Source organism: Alteraurantiacibacter palmitatis (assembly GCF_037154115.1).
In the GTDB taxonomy this organism is placed as follows: Bacteria; Pseudomonadota; Alphaproteobacteria; order Sphingomonadales; family Sphingomonadaceae; genus Alteraurantiacibacter; species Alteraurantiacibacter palmitatis.
Genome location: NZ_JBANRO010000011.1, coordinates 1 through 19,232 on the forward strand (window position 1 = coordinate 1; position 19,232 = coordinate 19,232).

Genomic DNA, 19,232 nt, shown 5'->3' on the forward strand with positions numbered 1-19,232 from the left:
CCATCACGCCCAGCGATGGGCATCATAACGGCTCAAGGCTCTACTCGTAGCTGGTAGAAACTTCGGGCTCAGACCAAGTTACATGAACTTCCACGATGAGTTGTGTTCCGTTTTCCGTGACGAGGACGACGTCCGGAACTATGCTGCCTAGTCGCTTTTCTAACTTAGCGTGTGCGAACGTGTACACTTTAGCAGGGCTGACAATCTCAGTCTGTCCATGGTGTTCTGCGATGATCGGCGGAATTGTCAGTCGCCTTTCCCGCTCGAGAACTTCTTTCGCCCAAAAATGCGCATTGGTCTCTACAGCGTAGCTGCAAGAGACGGTTTTACTATAGTGCGCGAAATGGTGGAGCTGTTTCGATCCCTTTTTGGCGACGAGAGGACGATCACATGCAGGGCAACGGCAATCACAACGTAGCCCACTCGGTACATCGGACACGTGAACTGTCCGCCCGTCTTGCGCCAGGCCGTAGACGAGTTCGTCCGAGAAACCCGTAAAGGGCCGGTGATCCTTAAATCCAAAAGGATTGCCGTCTTGCATTTGGAATGGCCGCTTCCCTTCTCGTGCAATTCATGCGCGCATTCATATCAGACTGCCGAACCGCTATAAATCTCCACCTGCGGTTATCTTAGCTGATCCGATCTCACTGTGAATCCAACATTGCTAGAGCGCAGATAGAGTAAGAGCCAAGCCTGGAACGGGCGGATCGCCCGGGCTTGAGAGAGAGCGCCTGGGCGCTGTCCGCCCTTCCTGCTCTCCTGAAAGACATCATCAATGGCGAACCATCTTGCCGACGCCGCGCATCGCGCCGCGCCATTTGCACAGCACTGCCCATTCGACGCCCACGCAAAAGCTGTTCTCAGTGTCGCTCACTCGATCCTCCCGCTGATCGAAACCGGAAAGACAGTCGATATCCCCGCTTTGCGGGAGGCGATGGTCTCCGCTTTCGGGAGGTCTGACGCCGAAGGGGCCTGGGACTGGAAGGCCGCCTATGAAGCGTGCGAAGCCGCACAAATCCTGTTCTTGCGTCGCTACGGGACTGCGCTCACGACCCGCGCAGGCTCATCTGCTCACATGCTGGCAATGATCGAACGCGTCGCATCGCTCCTCCCGACCCACACCAGGCGCTCGGAAACGAGCCAGGCTCTCCAGCAATATTCGACCCCCGCTGGCCTTGCCTATGTTGCGGCGGTCGCCGCTTCCTCGGAAGCGCATGACACCGTTCTCGAACCGTCGGCAGGTACGGGAATGCTTGCAGTCCACGCAGAGCTTGCCGGGGCCAGTCTTGTTCTCAACGAATTCGCCGAAGGAAGGATTGCGCTGCTCAGGAGGCTGTTCCCCGGTCCTTTGGTGGGGAACCACGATGCTGCATCGATCGACGATCGTTTGCCTGTTTCAGTGCGCCCCACCGTCATTCTGATGAACCCGCCGTTTTCGGCAGTCGCCCATGTCAACCGAACAATGCGCGATGCGGCGCTAAGGCACATTGCATCTTCACTTGCCCGGCTTGCGCCGGGTGGCCGGTTAGTCGCGATCACAGGAGCCGGCTGTGCGCCAGATGCTCCTGCCTGGCGGGAAGCTTTTGTTCGTCTGCAGACGAGCGGCACAATAGTTTTCTCAGCCGCAATCGATGGCGCGGTCTACCGCAAGCATGGCACGAGCATCGATACCCGCCTGACCGTGATCGACAAGCTGCCCGCGCCAGACCCCAAGATTATCGCGCCTTGCGCCGGAACGGCAGCTGATACCGCGACACTGTTGGAATGGGTTGAAACGCACGTGCCGCTCCGCGGTCCGGTTGCGCCAACGCCGCCACCGCTTGCGCTCAATTCGATCGGCATCAAGCCTTCGGGCTCAGGGCAGGAGGTTCGGCCAACTCACGCACCAAGTCTGGTTGATCCCGATGCCAGCGAAGTTGCGTACGAAACCGTCGACTGGGCGCCGCCTGAGGGCCAGCTGAGTGAAAGCATCTACGAGCCCTATGCACTGCAATCCATCACCATTCGCGGCGCGCTTCCGCATCCGACGCCGCTGGTGCAGTCGGCAGCGATGGCTTCAGCAGCTCCGCCCCGGCCGCACTACCGCCCCCATCTGCCAGAGCGATTGGTATCGGACGGCATCCTGTCGGACGCGCAGATCGAATCCATCATCTATGCTGGCGAAGCCCACTCAGGCCATCTGGCTGGGGCATGGACCGTCGATGATACATGGGACCTCGTCTCGGCGGCAAATGCGGATAACTCACACGCCGTCCACTTCCGTCGTGGCTGGTTTCTGGGAGACGGCACCGGCGCAGGCAAGGGCCGTCAGGTCGCGGGGATTATTCTCGACAACTGGCTCAAGGGACGCCGACGCGCGCTGTGGCTTTCCGTCTCGGATCGCTTGCTTGAAGACGCCCAGCGCGACTGGTCAGCTTTGGGGCAGGAACGGCTGCTAGTGACGCCCTTGTCCCGTTACCGGCAGGGCACACCGATCAAATTGTCGGAAGGCATCTTGTTCACCACCTATGCGACGCTGCGTTCCCAGGAGCGCGGCGGCAAGGTCAGCCGAGTACAGCAGATCGTCGATTGGCTCGGTCGCGATTTCGATGGCGTCATCATCTTTGACGAAGCGCACGCCATGGCCAATGCGGCAGGCGGCAAGGGCGCACGCGGCGAAGTCGCCGCTTCTCAGCAGGGGCGAGCCGGATTGCGCCTGCAGCATGCGCTGCCCGATGCCCGCATCGTCTATGTTTCGGCAACGGGGGCCACCACCGTCCGGAACCTTGCCTATGCCCAGCGCCTCGGGCTGTGGGGCGGCGAAGATTTTCCTTTCGCATCGCGCGCCGATTTCGTCGCAGCGATTGAGGACGGCGGTGTCGCGGCGATGGAAGTGCTGGCCCGTGACCTCAAGGCGCTCGGCCTTTATGCTGCCAGATCGCTATCGTTTGATGGTGTCGAGTATGAGATGCTCGAGCATCATCTCACGCCCGAGCAGGCCCGCATTTATGACGCCTATGCCGGAGCGTTTCAGGTCATTCACGCCCATCTTGATGCGGCACTCGAGGCTTCCGGTGTCACCAGCGCCGCGCACGGGACTTTGAATGCGCAGGCGCGCTCGGCTGCACGATCGGCCTTCGAAAGCGCGAAACAGCGCTTTTTCAATCACCTCATCACTGCGATGCAGACCCCCAGCACGATCCGCTCAATCGAGCATGATCTTGAGGCCGGACATTCCTGCGTTGTCCAAATCGTTTCAACCGGTGAAGCCCTGCAGGAGCGGCGGCTTGCCGAGATCCCCACTGATGAGTGGGATGACGTTTCGGTCGACATCACGCCGCGCGAGTATGTCTTGGATTATCTAGCACATAGCTTCCCGGTGCAGCTCTACGAACCGTTCACCGACAGCGAGGGCAACCTCGCGTCGCGTCCCGCATTTGACGAAAACGGTAACCCCATCCTCAATCGTGAAGCTTGCCGCGCCCGCGACGCGATGCTTGAACGCCTTGCTGCTCTGCCGCCTGTTCCTGGCGCGCTCGACCAGATCGTCCAGCATTTCGGCAGCGAGATGGTAGCCGAGGTCACGGGACGCTCCCGGCGGATCGTGCCCAAAGCGGTACCCGATGGATCAGTCCGCTTTGCTGTCGAGAACCGTCCGGCATCTGCCAACATCGCCGAAACGCATGCGTTCATGGACGATGTGAAGCGCATCCTCGTGTTTTCAGAAGCAGGCGGCACTGGCCGATCCTATCATGCCGACCTTGGCGTTAAGAACCAGCGTCGCCGCGTCCACTACCTTCTCGAAGCAGGCTGGAAGGCGGACACCGCAATCCAGGGATTTGGCCGCACCAATCGGACCAATCAAAGGCAGCCTCCGCTGTTCCGCCCGGTTTCGACCAATGTGAAAGCGCAGAAGCGCTTCATCTCGACGATTGCCCGGAGGCTCGACAGCCTCGGCGCAATCACGCGCGGCCAGCGGCAGACCGGCGGCCAGAACATGTTCAGCGCCAGCGATAATCTGGAGTCGTTTTACGCACGCGATGCGCTACGGCAGCTCTATCAGCTGCTGGTGCGCGGCAAGGTTGAAGGCTGCTCCCTCGTCCAGTTCGAGACCGCGACCGGCCTTTCACTGCTCGACAGCGACGGCGGTTTGAAGGACGAACTTCCGGGTATCACGACATTCCTGAACCGGATGCTGGCGCTCACCATTGCCATGCAGAACATCCTTTTCGAAGCATTCGAAGACCTGCTTACCGCGCGTATCGAAGGCGCGATTGCCAGTGGCACCTATGAAATGGGCCTCGAAACGCTGCGTGCCGAGAGTTTCTCCGTGTCTGGCCGACAGACCATCTACACCCATCCCGGCACGGGGGCCGTGACGCACTTGCTGACGGTCGAACGCAAGGATCGGATAGAACCCGTATCCTTGCCCAGAGCCCTCGCCATCGCCGAAGATGTGCAAGCCGAACTTCTCATCAACAATCGATCCGGACGCGCTGCGGTCAAGTTGCGCACGCGCAGCCTGATTGACGATGAAGGGGTAGTACATCCGCGGGTCCGGCTCGTGCGACCTTTGGAGGCGACCAACATGCTCGCTGAGGTCTTTTCGGCCAGCCACTGGGATCCAGCCGATCACGACCGCTTTGCCGAGGCTTGGGCAACCGAGCTCGCAGAACTGCCAGAGTTCGAAACGTCGACCCTGCACATGGTCTCCGGCCTCCTGCTGCCGATTTGGCGACGCCTTCCGGATGAATCGACCCGCGTGTATCGGCTTCAGACCGATGCTGGCGAACGGATCATTGGTCGCAAAGTCTCGGCAGCTTGGGTCGCAAGCGTGATTGAGCAGGACCATGCACCGATGGAACCTAGCGATGTGTGGTCGATGTTGTGTTCTGGTGATGCCAAGCTGCACTTGGCCGAAGAGCAGACCTTGGCCCGCGTGCGGGCGATGAACGACTGGCGGATCGAACTGACCGGCTTCAACGATCTTGGGGTGGAGCGGCTCAAATCGATGGGCTTGATCTCCGAGATCGTCTCGTGGAAACTGCGCCTCTACATTCCGACAGGGGCTGTCGGCGTGGATGTGCTCGCCAAGCTGCTGGAGCGATTCCCGATCCAGCAGGTCACGGCGCGCAATGCCGCCTGAAGGAGCCCCGCATGGACAGTCCCGCTACCGAAATCGCCCGCCGTCTCGCTGCCTCAGCAGAGGCAGTCTGCCGCCGCTACTTGTCCAATGGCCGCCGCGAAGGCCGCTATTGGTTGGTTGGCGATGTCCGAAATACGCCGGGGCGCAGCCTTTATGTCCGACTGAGCGCAGGCGCTGACAACCGCGGAGACGCAGGCAAATGGACCGACGCGCAAAGCGGCGACCATGGCGACCTGCTCGACATTATTGCTGCGACCTGTGGCCACACCAGATTGCGTGACACGCTCAATGAAGCCCGCCAGTTTCTAAGCCTTCCCCGGCCCACTGTGATCGACGAGCGCCGGAGGCGGCCAAGCAAAGCTCCGACTGGAACGCCGGAAGCCGCGCAGCGTCTTTGGGCGGCCTCAAGGCCAATCGGCCAGAGCATCGTTATCCGCTACCTCGCCAAGCGCGCGATCAACGATCTGCCGGACACAGGGTCGCTGCGCTTTCATCCGCGCTGCTATTACCGTGCTTCCAAGGACGACGCCCCCGATGTGCGCAGCGCCTGGCCCGCCATAATCGCGGCGGTCACAGATGCAAGCCGCACGATCACAGGCGTGCATCGCACTTGGCTTGACCCAGCCACAGCCAGCAAAGCCGATGTCGCCTATCCCCGCCGAGCGATGGGCCATCTGCTAGGATCAGGTGTCTGGTTTGGTGATCCTGGTCCGGTCATGACGGCAGGTGAAGGCATCGAGACCATCTTGTCTCTACGCCAAGTGATGCCAGCCATGCCGATGGTTGCCGGGCTATCAGCAGCGCATCTTGCTGCGCTCAATCTGCCGACGGATGTACGATGCCTCTACGTCGCCTGCGACCAGGATCCCGCCGGTGAGGGGGCTTTGGCAACGCTGACCGATCGCTATGCTCCTCAAGGCGTCCTCGTGTTGCCTCTCCGGCCTCGCCTGGACGATTTCAACAGTGACCTCATTGTCCACGGCGGCTCGCAGTTGGCTGCATATGTGCGGGTGCAGCTCCGTGCAACCGATGCCGTGCGTTTCATGCTTCGGTGACTGGTTGAGGGCCGGGAAGGGAAGTGTCTGGCGGCAGTCTAATGTAAGACCACCTAGGCTCGGCCCAGTGTCACCGCGCTACCGGCCTTCGGGAGGGGGCGACTGCGGCATCCGGCATAGGCGCCGCAATGGCTGCACTCCACTATTTTCCGCCGGGGCATGTTGCCCCTTTGCATCGCGAAGCAAAATAGCCTCGGCTTCGCCATCCTCCGCTGTGCTCCGGCCGCGCGAGGGCGCGCGGTGCAGGCCCATGCCCGCTGCCGCCGGTCGTCGCCACGAAGGCCGCGAGAAGCGCGGCTCAGGGCACGGAGACCATCATGGACAACGCAACCGATCTTCCCTTTGAAGACACCAACCCCCAACCCGGCTCGACCGCTTATCTCCTTCAGGAAATGCAGCTATACGGCCACCGGCCCTTCGAGGATGAACCCGATCCCAGGCCGCTCCCAGATGCGAGGCTGGCCAGTGGCGCCGTCGCTGACATGTTCGACGGGCTGGTCTCGGCGTTGACTGACACCCGCATCGAACCCGATCTTGAGGACCTGCTTTGGAACCTCGTCAACATCTTCCACCGCGCCGGCGAACGCGTCGAACGGGAGCTTGACGACAATGAGCAAGCGCAAAAGCGACTGCAGCGCGAGCAGGATGGCAGTGAAGTGCGCTCGGTCGAACTTGAGCGCCAGATTGCCGAAGGAATCTCACTCATCGAACGCCGCGACACGATGGAATTCTTCCGCGAAGCAGCCGCCGATCAATTCCGCATCCACGCCCGCAAGGCCTGGTCTCCGCGCTCCGGATCCCGCGTCAACCGCAAGGCCATAACCTCAGCCATCATCGACAGCCGTGACTTCCTCGACAAGCGTGCGCGGGAGAATGCTCGTGTGCTATTGCCTGAAGGCACGCGGATCGCGTTTACCGGTGGTCCCGACTGCAACGATCACGCGGCTATCTGGGATGCGCTCGACCGGGTTCATGCCCGACATGCCGATATGGTCCTGCTGCATGGTGCGACACCGACTGGTGCGGAGCGAGCCGCCGCTTGCTGGGCGGACACGCGCCGTGTCCCGCAGGTGGCCTTTCGCCCCGACTGGAATCGCCATAAGAAGGCGGCACCATTCAAGCGCAACGATCGTATGCTCGAAGCCATACCAGTAGGTCTGGTCGTATTTCCGGGTACCGGCATCCAGGACAATCTGGCAGACAAGGCCCGCAAAATGGGCATTCCGCTTTGGGATTTTCGCCACCGTCAGTGATCGCATCCGCTTTGTCCGTCTGGTGATGTGTGGACGCGACCACGGGGTGTGAGCAACGCCGTTGTGAATAGCAGAAATTGAGCCTGTTTTTTCCAGACCGCTTTCGAGTAAACACGGTTGCCAAGCCGATATTGATCGAGCCAGCCAAATTTTGTTCTAATGATATGTGAACATTGCCCATGCTACACAGCATCTCGCCGCTAGGCTTTGATAAGGCGCTACTTGCTTGCCCCGATCATTCAGCTTCGAGGCGTTGCCTAACTTCGGTGACGAAGCGCGATGGGATGGCCTGACCATACATGAGGTGGATCTCGTGGCGCGCGCGCGTGAATCCAACATAGAAAAGTCGTCGTGCTTCCTTCACCTCGGAAGTCGATGCGCCGTTCCTGGGCAATCTGCCTTCCTCAGCGCCGCAGAGAATGACAACGTCAAACTCGCGTCCTTTAGCGCTATGCAGTGAGGACAGGTTGATCCGGTCAAGACCGCTACCGATGCCGGCAAACTCACTAAGTGGAAAATCGTCAATGTCGCCAGTCGAACCTAGACGTTCGATGAAAGAGTCGAGCGTTTCGACCTCGTCTGCCAGCGAGCGCGCCATCCCGATGCGCGGTCGGATCAGTTCAGCACGCAGGGCAACCAACCAGTCATGCAGCCCAAGCGTTCCTTCTCGACGATCCCACAGCGCGGCAATGACAGCTCGCTGGAATTCAAGGTGATCATCATCGCTCCTAATGACCTCATGGAACAGCCGCGCGCCCTCGCTAATAACGCGACTGACGCGCGGATGCCCCGAACGCCAGCCACCGCAACACCACATTGCGCATTGTTCTAGCCAACGCATTAGGCGGCTTCCGCGAGGATATAGGGCGTTTCCATCGGTACGGATGACGGCGTAGCCGTGCTCGGCCGCAGCCGCTGCGACATCGTCGCCGATAAACTTCGCCTGATAAAGAATAGCGATCTCGCCAAGGTGGAGGTCGGGCCGGCGCGCTTGTATTTCGGGGATTAATTCCTTCACCAAATAGCGCGCTTGACCGGAATACCCCCCGGTACAGGGATGGAAGTAAATCGTCCCTTCGTGCGCACCTTCTGGTGCTTGGTACCCACGCTCTTCGCCGAGCGCATATTCGGACGCTGTGACGATCTGTGACCCGCATCGATAGTTCAGGCCAAGACGCACCGTCTCAACGTCTTCGCGCTCGGACAACTTTCGGAGAAGCTCGGGATTTGCGCCCGTAAAGCCATAGATAGATTGGTCGACGTCTCCGACCGCAAACAGTCGTATGCCGGATTTGAAGCACAGACCCATAACCATGGCATGCAGGGCGCGGCCGAGATCCTGATACTCGTCTACGGCAAGAATGGGATATTTTGCGGCGATCGCCTTTCGTAGCCAATTGTTCTCACGAAGCGCCTTGAGTGCGAGGATCGGCATATCGTCGAAATCGATAACCCCCTTGGCGCGCAAATTTGCTTCGTACGCTTCGACGAGTTGGGTTAACTGCGGGTCTGCGTCTTGCCATTCTGGAACTGATCGATTCAGGAAACGGCGGCGGTGTCGTCCAAGCCGGAGGTCCCAATTTTGAGGATTCTCTGACCCGCCGATGACTTTCGAATGTGCAATTTCAAGTGCAGCGCGCGTCTGGCGCGTCGTAGCGACTGTGAAGTCGTCGGGCAGATCAAGACCCGCAACTTTGGCGTAAGGCAGCAATATCTGCGTCAGCGAGAAAGAATGAACTGTGCCAATGAACACGCGTCTGCTTTGCGCGATGCCAAGCGCATCGAGACGGGTTTCCAGCTCGCGAGCGCATTCGTTATTGTAGGTGATGCAGGCGATCCCACGCGGCTCCTCAACGTCTTCGCTCAGCATGCGGGCAAGCTTGACCGTCAGCGTCTTGGTTTTTCCGCTGCCAGGCCCAGCGAGAAGCACACAGTGGCCAGCAGACTCATAGGCCTGCCATTGCCGCTCGTTGGGCCGCAAATCTTCCGCAGCGCGCACGTAGAGCGTGCGATTAGACAAGGTCGATCACGTGTTCGATTGCATCAGAGACGTAGGATGGAACCTCGAGCCCTGATACGCGCGTAGCAAGACGCTGGGCGAAACGTCCTTTGCCCATCTGCTCCGCCATCTTGATCAGTCGCTTGCGGTCGTAGGTGCTGGGGTCCTCTTCCCAGGCATCGAGCATCGCTTTCCGCTCCGAGCTGAAGTTATGCTCGCGCAGTGTGTCAATCATCGCTTGCGCGTAATCCCCTTCGAACAGCTCAGTCTCAAGGGTGTCCTTGTTCACGAAGATCCCGAAAGCCTCACATTCGTCGAACGACTCTCTCCAGGTCGTCAGCTCGTCGATCTTGGCAACCAATGTATCTGTATCGTCGCCACCACGTGCATCGTTGATGGTCCTCACGAGCTTAAGCGCTCTGTTATAGGCGCGTGGTTTCTCATCGACCTCGTCGTAGTCCGTGATGACCGAAAATGGGATGCCGAGCGCGCACAACAATTTCACATAGGGTTGAAAATTTGTGCCAGCGACTGAGCACACGGTGACACCATGTTCGTCGAGCGAGATTTCAAGTTCCGCAGCGAATGCTGGAATGAGGAACCGCTCAGCATCCCCTTCAACGAGGATCACGCCGCGCGCGAACACGAGCTCGGCGCGGGTCACGTCTAGATAACGAGATAAATCCTCTGCCTCACCCTCTGTGAAATCTATCGCAGCGGTCGAATAGCCCTTGGTTCCCGCGCCAGCCTCGGGGCGGAGCAGGACAAGAGAGTTGAGTGGTGCAACGCTGGCGATATGCGGGGAGTGTGTCGTGAGGATCACCGAAAGGGGGGCAGCATCACCCTCTTCATCGGGTTCATCACTCTCAGAATCTTCATGATCCTTATCGGCATCAACGATCGTCTCGAAAAGGTGCTTGTATACCAGCCGCTGGAGATGGGGATGGAGATGCGCCTCGGGTTCCTCGATGCCTAGCAGCGAGTGATCACGCCGGTTATTCTCAATCAACCTTTGGAGATCGAGCAGCTTTAAGGTGAGAAATATAAGGTTGGCTGACCCGAGACTTGCGTCGGCTACGCCGCGACGCCCTTCATCGATCAAGAGCCGGATTTGACGATTGATTCGGGTGGCATCAGTCGCTGAAAAGCCGAGTGAAGGTTTTACGTCCTGCTTTGGCCCCGCCATCGCGAGGAACAGTCCAGCGATGCGACCCTCCAGCGCTTTGACCTCGTCAAACTCAATTGCCGCCGCGCTCGCTGCGGCGATCTTGTCTCCGATGGCCTTCAGTTCTGCAGCATCGATACCGACAAAGGCGTCTTCGACTAGCGGTTTCAGCGGTGACCGGCGCCAGGCTGCTAAATCGCCCTCTGCATCGCGCAATGCCGGCAGCAAATCCATGGTGATGCGGCGACGAAGGTCATGCCCGAAGCGCTTGGCCTCGCTCTCGCCGCCAAAACTGATAAACGTGAAATCATCATCGCTTGCCGGAGCGCCTTCAAGGCCCGGCTCCGCGCGCAGCTGGTAGGTCAATCTGACGGTGTCAGGGTCATCGTCGAGCCGGAAATCTGTAAGGACCGCGAGGATATCGGCGTCGGCCTCAAAATCCTTAATCTCAACCGAAATGGTAATGGTGGTCTCGGTGTCGATAGCGGCAAGTCCGTCCCAAAAGTCGGCGAGTCCAAGTTGCCGACCGCTATCTGGAAGCGAAGGGTCGAAGATCAGCCGCAAGGCAAAAAGCAGATTGCTCTTCCCGACACGGTTCTCACCGACAATGACGATGTTGCCGCCCAATTTGACATCGAGGTCGCTGAAATTGCGAAAGTTCTGAATCTTGATTCGCGATAGGTACATTGAGCCCGCTCCTGATCCCGGCCAGACTATAGATCAAGCCGCTTCGGTCCAGCGGCAACCGAACAAATCGTCGCCCGAGCGAACGTTTAGCCCTGACGTGACATTTAGCAGTGCATTCGCCAGAGGACTGCAAACGCTGTCGCATCCTAAGATCGACCCACCCCTCTTTGTCGCCCGATTGCGGGTCTCGGATCGCCTTAGCCGTCAACCCCGTGCGGGGTTCGCCCTCCGCTGACGCTGCGGTGACGGCGGCTCCCGGCCCCTCCTTTTGGCGCCATCGGGGATGGTCCCCGACCTTTTAGGAGAACCGACATGGCTACCATCGCAAACCTCACCGTGAAGTCCGACGACAGCTTCGAAGGCACCCTGGCCACCCTGACCGTGTCCGCGCCGATCGCGATCATTCCCAACAATCGCAAGACCAAGGACAGCGAACCCGACTATCGCATCGTCAGCCGCAAGAACGGCTTCGAACTCGGCGCTGGCTGGAAGCGCTTCTCGCAGAACACCGGCGCTGAATATGTCTCGGTCTCGCTCTCGGCTCCCGAATTCGGCACGATCTATGGCAACATCGCCAACGCGCCAGGCGATGATCCTTCGAAGAAGGTCATCATCTGGAACCCGCCGAGCTAAGGCCCTGGCATCGGCCCCGCCTCCGGGCGGGGCCATTTCTGCGGTCGGCATTTCTTGGGTGCCAGGCCGAGTATAGTGACGGGCGTGCGCCAAATCCGGCATTTCGGCACACGCCCGTATCCACCATGCGCGAAGAGCACGCATGCGGTCGGTCCATATGACGGCCGACCTGGTGGGCTCCTTGCGGGTTCGCCGCCATTCCCACCACCATGCTCGATCCGCCCCATCGTGCGGCGTCTCCCATGGTCCCCGCGCTTAATGGGTCCGGGTCCCCGTCATTTCATTCCTGCGGCGCAGGCGCGGCAACCGTTCCGATTGTCTCGATTTCCGCGATGCGCTGAAATTCAGACAGGTATTCCTGCCGATGGTTCGACAGCCAACGAACGATGCGCGCGTTGCCAAGCAGCTTCGCGACGTAGCCGCGCGCGAAGGTGAGGTGGAGATTGTCGATGCCGTAGCTGTCTTCTACCGACTTCACCTGCGTCTGGAGAGTGGCAAGCTCCCGTTCCATCCGGGAGATCTGCTGGCTCGTCGGACCTGCGAGATCGTTCTTCCTCGCCTTCTTCGCTGGCGCTGCGAGCTGATCCTCAGGCGTGGCCGCGAGGAGCGCACGCGCGAAGATCAGCGAATAATTGTTCTGCCCAATCATCAGGTCCGCAGCCTCGATCTGGCGCATCGGCGACATGCGGCGCAGCATGTCGAACACCCTCATCGAACAATTGGTGTCCTTGAGCATATCCGCCGTCTCGTCGCAGATACCGTCGAGCAGACGGAATCTCGCGCGGATCGAACCCACCTCCAGGCCGAGCGCGTCGGCGATCACAGCCTCGGTGACGCCGCGCTCTACAGCTCTGACGATCATGCGGTGCTCCTGCACCGGGGGCAGGCGATTGACGCGCTTGTTGTAGGTGTAGGTCTCGTCATCATTGGCGACGAGGCACTCTACCGTATCTACGCCGAGCTGCTTCAGCACCTCGATGCGCAGATGACCATCAAGCAAAAAGTACTGCTCGGCGTTCTTCGGGTTTGGGGCGACGGCGGGGGCTTCGACCAACCCGATAGCTTTGACCGAGCTCACGATCTGGGCGTATTTGCGGCTCTCCCGCACGCCCTCGCGTAATGTTTTCAGTGGCACGAGCTGGTCGATGCGCACTGTTACAGACTGGCGTTCGAAGCCTAGCCGGACACGATTGTCGGCGCCGGGATCTGCGGGCGGACGTTCTGCTTATGGCCAGTCAGTCATCGATTTCCCCCGCGATCCGCATGGCCAGCGCCCGTGGCATCGTTTCGAGCCCTTCGGCTCTGAGCAGGGTCAGAAACCCGTCGTCGGTGAGCAAATCCTTTATCGCCTCGACAACGAAGAGAAGGCGGGTCTGCGTGAAATCAGATTTCTTCACAAGCAGACGCTGCTTTTCTGCCTCGCGCTGGTAGACCTGCATCAGGTCGCCGGCCGTAAGCTTGCGATTAGTGCCTTTCCTGCCAAACTTTCCTGACGTCATGGACTTGCTGCGCCCGCGCATGCGTAGATCGAGAAGTCGGCGAACCGATGCCAGCTTCTTGCCGCGCAGCTTGCCGGTCTCATAGGCATCAAGAAGTAGGTTTTGCGCCTCTTCGCTTTCGGCGCGCGAGATCTCCATCGCAAGGCTGATGGGAATTAGCCCCGTCTCGACCGCCGACAGCAGCCTTTCTTCGCCACGCTCGAGCAGGGTCACGATCATGCTGACCCACCCACTGGTGATGCCGATTTTGCGGGAGATCTCGGCTTCTGTGTAACCGCGTTTCCTCAGTGCCCCGATCTCGTTCATTACATCGATCGGGCGCTGCACCCGTCGGGCAATGTTCTCCACCAGGCTCATGACGAGGCATTCGCTCTCGCTCGCTTCGATCACGACCGCCGGTATCTCGGTCTGACCCAGCATCTGAAAAGCCTCGAGCCGCCCCTCACCGCAGACCAGATCGTAGCGGGTGCCGCCCGGACCATCATGCTTGCTGACAGTGATCGGACGCTTCAGGCCGATGGTCTCGATGTTGTTGACGATCTCGCGGTGCTGACGCTTGTTGCGCGCCCGGGGGTTGAGCACAGTGATCCGCGAAATCGGGATCATCTCGATGGTCTGGGGACGGGTAACGGTCATCAGGCAGCCTCCGCAACTTTGACGGGCGCGGCGATCTCGTAGAAAAAGTCGAGGGCGTCGAAGCGGTACGCATCGAGCAGCAGTTCGTTATCTTCGGCGAGACGCACGCGTTCGGCCGCAACATCGAGCCTCGGGAAAAGATAGTAGTCGAAGGGCTGCCGGTTGCTGGCGTCCATGCGGACCACGAGGGTGATGTCCGGCATCTTGGAGGTGTCGAAGCGGATCTTCCAGCGCAGCAGGCCCGTTGGCGTGGGCGTGCAGCGGACGATGACGACAGACAGGCTGAACTCATCGTTCACGATGACCCGGTCCGTTTCCAGATCCTGCCATGCTTCACTGCCCTGGGCCTTCAGGCCTTCGAGGACCTCGCGAAGAATGTCCGGGTGTAGCCGGCGTAGTGCACGATTGACGGCGAGGTAGCGATAGTCGCGATCCGGCGAATAGCCGACCAAGCTGTAGGCCCGCAGCAAGCTGCCAAACCGCGACGAATAGGCGCTGCTGGAGGGCAGGCCCTCACATTCGTCGATGATGATCCCCGAGAGCAGGCCCTTGCTTTCATAAACCGTGCGCAGCGCGTCGATCATTTCGGCATCTGACAGCCTGAAGGACCGCGCGCCGATGAGCGCCTGCGCCGCATCGAACAGGTCGCGCTCGACGATCGCCTCGAAGGCACCGGGGCTGCGGATCCACATCCCAGGGTCGTTGCGGACCCGCTTCTTCTTCAGCTTGAACGACTGCCGATTCCACACATTGTCGCCGACATACTTGCCGTTGATGAGGAGCTGATGGACCGTGCCGCGCGTCCACGGTCGCCCCAGATCGGTGACGATGCCCCGGCTGTTGAGATCATCGGCGATTTCGCGCTCGCTCAGCCCGTCATGCACGAAGGCTGCATAGACGCTGCGGACAACGGCGATTTCCTCATCGGGGCCGGGCGTCAAAATCACGCGGTCGGTTTGGATACTCTTGTGCTCGCCCCGCGTCAGCACGCCTTTGGTTGTGCCGGTTTCATCGATCAAGGTCCGGCGAAGCCCGAACCCGGCAGGTCCGCCTTGGCGGTATCCTTTTTCGATCAGGCGCCCTTGGCCAGCGAAGACTTTGGTCGACAGCTCCCGGCTGTACTCCCCGGCCATCGCACGCTTGACGCCCTTCACAATGGTCGAGACCGGGCTTCCGTCATTCTCAAATTGCTCCGCGCAATACTGAACCGCGATCCCGGCGCGTTTGCAGATGTACTCGTAGTAGGCGCTTTCGTCGGCGTCCTGGAACCGGCCCCAGCGGCTGATGTCATAGACCAGAACCATGGTGTAATCGGCGGCGCCAGTCTGAACGTCGTCGATCAGTTGCTTGAGTGCGTCGCGTCCCTCGATCTTCAGCCCGCTTTTGCCGGCATCGGCATAGGTTCGCACGATCTCGATCCCGCGTGCGGCGGCATAGTGCCGGATCGCATCAGCCTGGTTCTCGGTCGAGTATTTCTGGTGGTCAGTCGACATGCGAACATATTCGGCCGCGCGCACGAGCCGCGGCGCCTGTTCCCTGCCGTCACTGTCGTCGTAGCCCCAATCCTTCAATTTCCGCCCTTTCGATGACGATGCTGCCGTGGCCAGGGCGACCAACCGCTGCAGCGCGAACCACGGACAGTCCGCCATCCCCGCACTTTCACCAGTGTAGGCCGGAGAGGAGCGGAAGATGTTGCCGAAAAAGGGCAGGAAGTTGCCGAAGTGGAAAGGGGCAATGGCGGGAAGGGAGGCCTATGCCGAAACGATCGCCGAGCTGTTGAAGCGTGAACATGGCGGAACGCACCGCGCCGTCAAACAAGTGATGAGGCTGACTGACGCGAGCGAGAGGACCGTTAAGCATTGGCTGGCCGCTCAACACGGGCCTGATACTGTTTTCTTCCTTCGACTATTGACGAATTCGCCGGTCATCAGAGCGTTTGTGATCGGGCTGATCGAAAGCTCGCAAGCGGCCGTTCAAGATCGACAAGTGAAGGACCGCCAATCCGGGCATCGATCATCAAAGACGCCCGACGCGCAGCCATCGACGCGGGATTTGCCTCGAAATGACCCTATAAATGACCCTATAACTGACCCAATAAATGACCCTATAACCGAGGCGCTGAACGAAAGGCAGCGCTGGTTCCTCGCCCGAGTCGGTGCTGGCGAACGTTGCCGTGCGGAAGACATTTGTGCCTACTGGAAGGTGAGCCCCAAAACTGCGCGTCGCGACATCGCTGCGCTTTGCTCTGCCGGGCTTGTGATGTACACCGGAGCGCGTCGAAATGGACGCTATCGGTTCATCAATTGAGAGCGGGGTGGCCGGAGCATCTTGCGCTGACAGCTCTTGCGCCTTCGCGGGCACCGACCCATTTTCCCGGAGCATGCAGCCGAGATTACGAGGCATCCGGGACTGTATTCCCGCCATATCGGGGCGAGGTTTCCTCACGCACGGGCCGCCTGAATTGATCGCCGCGGATGTCTCTCATTGACAAATCGGCCCGCATGGGTATATCTAGACGCAATATGACCGGCACCCCTGCACAGGAATGTGTACGTGCCGGTTTTCTTTTGTGCGAGCCGCCTATGTCCAAAGCGGCCATACCTCCCAACCTTGCACCAACCCGAAATCGGCGGCCGTAACGGCCTTGTTGGCAGGTTCGGGAAACTCCGCCATCAAAGCCTTAAACCGCTCACCCCAGCTGAAGTTCGGACTGATCCGCGCCAGCAGAAAGCGCATGATGCAGAAGTACATGAAAGGACGCGCGTTAGCGAGCGACTGCCAGTTCTGATCGAACTGTGGCGCCGGCGACAGCTCCAAGACGTTCACATTCCACATGCGGCTATGGTGCGCTGCCACGTTGCGAAGATAGCTCAGACTTCGCAGCCACTGCTCCAGTTCGCGCCCCGTTCCCAGACCGTAGCTGGCCGCAATGGCATCCTGGTCCTTTATGTTCATACCGGCAAACAGCCGCGAAAGGGCACCAAAATCCCAGATCTCGATCGCCACCCAGATCGGCAAGCGCCCGTGCTTGTTCATGTTGTGGGCGACGAAATGCTGTTTGCGGCTACGGTGGATCAGCTTTTCTTGATGACCAAGCCAGAGCTGATGTTCGGTCTTTCCGGCGTTATAACCTTTGCGAATTGCTCGGCGAGCGAAATTGCCATGCAGCAGAGCCGGGTCGTACTGTGCAAAGCAGTCGAGCCTACCCAGAAGGTGAGCCACATCGACGCGGATAGCTCGCTCGATCCGCTCAAGTGCATCAAGGGCAAGGAGGCGGAGCTTGCGATCGAATGCGTAAAGCGCAACAGCGTCCTCAAAAGTCGAGCCGGGCAAAAAATGGTCTTCTCGGAATACGAGACCAACGGGCTGGGCCTTCGGTGCGCGGAACGGGTACCAATAGCCGCTGAGGCAGTAGTACCCGATTTTCTCAAGGTAACCAATCGCGCGGGTATCATCGCCGACGGTAAGGCCGCGATCCTTTAGAATCTGCAGCTGATCAGCGAAACTTTTCCAGTCAGTGCCCGCCACGCAATGCCCCCGATACATCAATCATGAGCGGTAAGTGCCACACTCAACGGCATTTTTATAGTAACTGTCGGCAACGACAGGCGCAGCCATTGAATATCTGCGCCGATAAGGATCACGCCAGTCTGAGGGATCATGGCCTCGACATTTGGGTCAATCGCTTCGCGCCAACGTCGAGCAACCGGGCAATTTCGTCCGACGTCCGCTGTACCGCCAGCTTTAGCGCTTCATCGATATGAATGTAGTCCTGAGTTACGTTCTGTGAGGCATGGCCCAGCATGGCGCGGATCGTAAGTTCCGAAAAACCAAGTTCGCCGGCAATGCTTCCGAACGTATGCCGCAGGGTATGCGGCGTGACGTCTGAAATCCCCGCAAGCCTGCGCACGCGGTCCAGGCAGGAGCTTACAGCGGTGTATGGTCCGGTTCCGGTCTCAGATGGGAAAACATAGGGGTTGCCCCAAATTTCCGACTGACCTTGGATCACCTTTATTGCGGCAGGGCCAATGGCACGCACCTGTGCACCGCCCTTGGTGTCCGGGAAGCTGACGAAACCACCCGGAACGTTGACCCAGGCCCTTTGCATCGCCTGCGCTTCTTCACGGCGATAGCCGGTTAACAGCAGCGTTTTCAACACACCCAGCGCGACAGGATTTTCGCGATTTTGTTCAGCATAGGCAATGGCTTTGCCGAGCATCTCGATCTCAGCAACGCTCAGTCGCCGGGTCCGCTTTTTGCTGGCAAGTTTCTTGGCGCCTTGCGTTGGGTGGGTGGCCAACAACCCTTTATGCTTGGCGTGGCCGATGATCGCCTGAAGCGTGCCAAGGCATCTGGAGGCAACACCGGCCCCACCGGTAGCCTTTCCGCCCCGGCCACCGCTGCGTGCCTTGGCGGTTTTCCCGTTCTTCACATCTGACTGCATTTGCTCGACATCGGCGACGTTCAGCTGGGCCACGACGCGCTTTCCGAGGAGTGGGATTATGTGCGTCTTGATGCGGCTCTCGTCCATATCGAGCGAAGATGCCTTGATTGGTCGGTTCAGTCGTCCCAGGATGTTGCCGGCCCGTGCTTCGGCCAGGTACCATTCGCACATCTCTGCGACCGTCATGCCCTTTCGTGCACGACGCGTTTCATCAGCGGGATCTTCGCCTTTGATCACCGAGGCCAGGAACAGCCTGGCCTGATCGCGCGCCTGATCCACGGTAAGGATACCGTATCGGCCAATGTTGATCCGGCGCTGAATTCCTTCTGGGTTGCGATACTGAAGGATGAACGTCTTCGTGCCCGAAGGAAGGACACGTACGCCATAGCCGCGTACCTCGGTATCCCAGAGAACCGCTTGGCCCTTGGAAGGCGGAAGCAGTCCGTCGACGCTGCGCTTGTTTAGCTTAACCGGAGTCATCGCCCTTCCTCATTTGGTGACAAAACTCTCTGACGCATCATTTGTCACCAAATTGTCAGCAGATGCAAGTCCATTTCAGGCATCCTGATCGCACTTAGGAAAGCTTGAGCATTCTCTATGTCATTGTTTTATAGTAATCAAGCTAAGTCAGGCGCACTTGAGGAAAGCCGGTCGGTCTTCTTGCCAAGGTTGGGGTCGAGGGTTAGAATCCCTTCGCCCGCTCCAGTTTTCGTTTCTAGAAGAACCGTTTTTCGTG

13 protein-coding genes are annotated in these 19,232 nt (G+C 59.5%); 5 read left to right on the forward strand and 8 right to left on the reverse strand.

Features of this window, described 5'->3' with window-relative positions; genetic code table 11:
- Window positions 1-40: 40 nt before the first annotated feature.
- A complete protein-coding gene (locus WFP44_RS15855) occupies window positions 41-541 on the reverse strand; it encodes a competence protein CoiA family protein (RefSeq protein ID WP_377922788.1) in 501 nt (166 codons plus the stop codon).
- Window positions 542-775: 234 nt separating this feature from the next.
- Here WFP44_RS15855 and WFP44_RS13075 point away from each other — a divergent pair, with 234 nt between their 5' ends.
- From WFP44_RS13075 to WFP44_RS13085, 3 genes are all read left to right on the forward strand, one after another.
- The gene (locus WFP44_RS13075) at window positions 776-5,125 is read left to right on the forward strand and encodes a strawberry notch-like NTP hydrolase domain-containing protein (protein ID WP_336927005.1); all 4,350 of its coding nucleotides are present in this window, start codon (window positions 776-778) and stop codon (window positions 5,123-5,125) included.
- Between the two features lie 11 nt (window positions 5,126-5,136).
- A complete protein-coding gene (locus tag WFP44_RS13080) occupies window positions 5,137-6,180 on the forward strand; it encodes a DUF7146 domain-containing protein (RefSeq protein ID WP_336927006.1) in 1,044 nt (347 codons plus the stop codon).
- A 317-nt stretch (window positions 6,181-6,497) separates the two neighbouring features.
- A complete protein-coding gene (locus tag WFP44_RS13085; RefSeq protein WP_336927007.1) occupies window positions 6,498-7,433 on the forward strand; it encodes a DUF2493 domain-containing protein in 936 nt (311 codons plus the stop codon).
- A gap of 235 nt (window positions 7,434-7,668) precedes the next feature.
- On the opposite strand, the gene WFP44_RS13090 is transcribed toward WFP44_RS13085, so the two are convergent.
- Together WFP44_RS13090 and WFP44_RS13095 are read right to left on the reverse strand one after the other, a co-directional pair.
- Complete coding sequence (locus WFP44_RS13090) at window positions 7,669-9,453, reverse strand: ATP-dependent helicase (RefSeq protein WP_336927008.1); 1,785 nt, start codon at window positions 9,451-9,453, stop codon at window positions 7,669-7,671.
- The gene (locus tag WFP44_RS13095; protein WP_336927009.1) at window positions 9,446-11,284 is read right to left on the reverse strand and encodes an ATP-dependent nuclease; all 1,839 of its coding nucleotides are present in this window, start codon (window positions 11,282-11,284) and stop codon (window positions 9,446-9,448) included. Before WFP44_RS13095 ends, WFP44_RS13090 begins: the two co-directional genes overlap by 8 nt.
- Before the next feature lie 312 nt (window positions 11,285-11,596).
- On the opposite strand from WFP44_RS13095, the gene WFP44_RS13100 reads away from it, so the two are divergent.
- Window positions 11,597-11,917, forward strand: coding sequence for a DUF736 domain-containing protein (locus WFP44_RS13100; protein ID WP_336927010.1), 321 nt, complete (start codon window positions 11,597-11,599; stop codon window positions 11,915-11,917).
- A 280-nt stretch (window positions 11,918-12,197) separates the two neighbouring features.
- On the opposite strand, the gene WFP44_RS13105 is transcribed toward WFP44_RS13100, so the two are convergent.
- The 3 genes from WFP44_RS13105 to WFP44_RS13115 all read right to left on the reverse strand — a co-directional run bounded on the left by WFP44_RS13105 (window position 12,198) and on the right by WFP44_RS13115 (window position 15,701).
- Complete coding sequence (locus tag WFP44_RS13105; RefSeq protein ID WP_336927011.1) at window positions 12,198-13,070, reverse strand: plasmid partitioning protein RepB C-terminal domain-containing protein; 873 nt, start codon at window positions 13,068-13,070, stop codon at window positions 12,198-12,200.
- 82 nt (window positions 13,071-13,152) lie between these two features.
- Window positions 13,153-14,052, reverse strand: coding sequence for a plasmid partitioning protein RepB C-terminal domain-containing protein (locus tag WFP44_RS13110; protein ID WP_336927012.1), 900 nt, complete (start codon window positions 14,050-14,052; stop codon window positions 13,153-13,155).
- Window positions 14,052-15,701, reverse strand: coding sequence for a recombinase family protein (locus tag WFP44_RS13115; protein ID WP_336927013.1), 1,650 nt, complete (start codon window positions 15,699-15,701; stop codon window positions 14,052-14,054). Before WFP44_RS13115 ends, WFP44_RS13110 begins: the two co-directional genes overlap by 1 nt.
- A 40-nt stretch (window positions 15,702-15,741) precedes the next feature.
- Here WFP44_RS13115 and WFP44_RS13120 point away from each other — a divergent pair, with 40 nt between their 5' ends.
- Window positions 15,742-16,359, forward strand: coding sequence for a DeoR family transcriptional regulator (locus WFP44_RS13120; protein ID WP_336927014.1), 618 nt, complete (start codon window positions 15,742-15,744; stop codon window positions 16,357-16,359).
- Window positions 16,360-16,632: 273 nt separating this feature from the next.
- Here WFP44_RS13120 and WFP44_RS13125 read toward each other — a convergent pair whose 3' ends face one another.
- A complete protein-coding gene (locus tag WFP44_RS13125) occupies window positions 16,633-17,580 on the reverse strand; it encodes an Abi family protein (protein ID WP_336927015.1) in 948 nt (315 codons plus the stop codon).
- A 130-nt stretch (window positions 17,581-17,710) separates the two neighbouring features.
- Complete coding sequence (locus WFP44_RS13130; protein ID WP_336927016.1) at window positions 17,711-18,976, reverse strand: tyrosine-type recombinase/integrase; 1,266 nt, start codon at window positions 18,974-18,976, stop codon at window positions 17,711-17,713.
- Window positions 18,977-19,232: the final 256 nt, after the last annotated feature.

What these genes read in the sequence shown, in the direction of transcription:
- WFP44_RS15855 (WP_377922788.1), bottom strand. Translation starts at nt 541, where the DNA reads ATGCAAGACGGCAATCCTTTTGGATTTAAGGATCACCGGCCCTTTACG.
- WFP44_RS13075 (WP_336927005.1), top strand. Translation starts at nt 776, where the DNA reads ATGGCGAACCATCTTGCCGACGCCGCGCATCGCGCCGCGCCATTTGCA.
- WFP44_RS13080 (WP_336927006.1), top strand. Translation starts at nt 5,137, where the DNA reads ATGGACAGTCCCGCTACCGAAATCGCCCGCCGTCTCGCTGCCTCAGCA.
- WFP44_RS13085 (WP_336927007.1), top strand. Translation starts at nt 6,498, where the DNA reads ATGGACAACGCAACCGATCTTCCCTTTGAAGACACCAACCCCCAACCC.
- WFP44_RS13095 (WP_336927009.1), bottom strand. Translation starts at nt 11,284, where the DNA reads ATGTACCTATCGCGAATCAAGATTCAGAACTTTCGCAATTTCAGCGAC.
- WFP44_RS13100 (WP_336927010.1), top strand. Translation starts at nt 11,597, where the DNA reads ATGGCTACCATCGCAAACCTCACCGTGAAGTCCGACGACAGCTTCGAA.
- WFP44_RS13110 (WP_336927012.1), bottom strand. Translation starts at nt 14,052, where the DNA reads ATGACCGTTACCCGTCCCCAGACCATCGAGATGATCCCGATTTCGCGG.
- WFP44_RS13115 (WP_336927013.1), bottom strand. Translation starts at nt 15,701, where the DNA reads ATGGCGGACTGTCCGTGGTTCGCGCTGCAGCGGTTGGTCGCCCTGGCC.
- WFP44_RS13120 (WP_336927014.1), top strand. Translation starts at nt 15,742, where the DNA reads ATGTTGCCGAAAAAGGGCAGGAAGTTGCCGAAGTGGAAAGGGGCAATG.
- WFP44_RS13130 (WP_336927016.1), bottom strand. Translation starts at nt 18,976, where the DNA reads ATGACTCCGGTTAAGCTAAACAAGCGCAGCGTCGACGGACTGCTTCCG.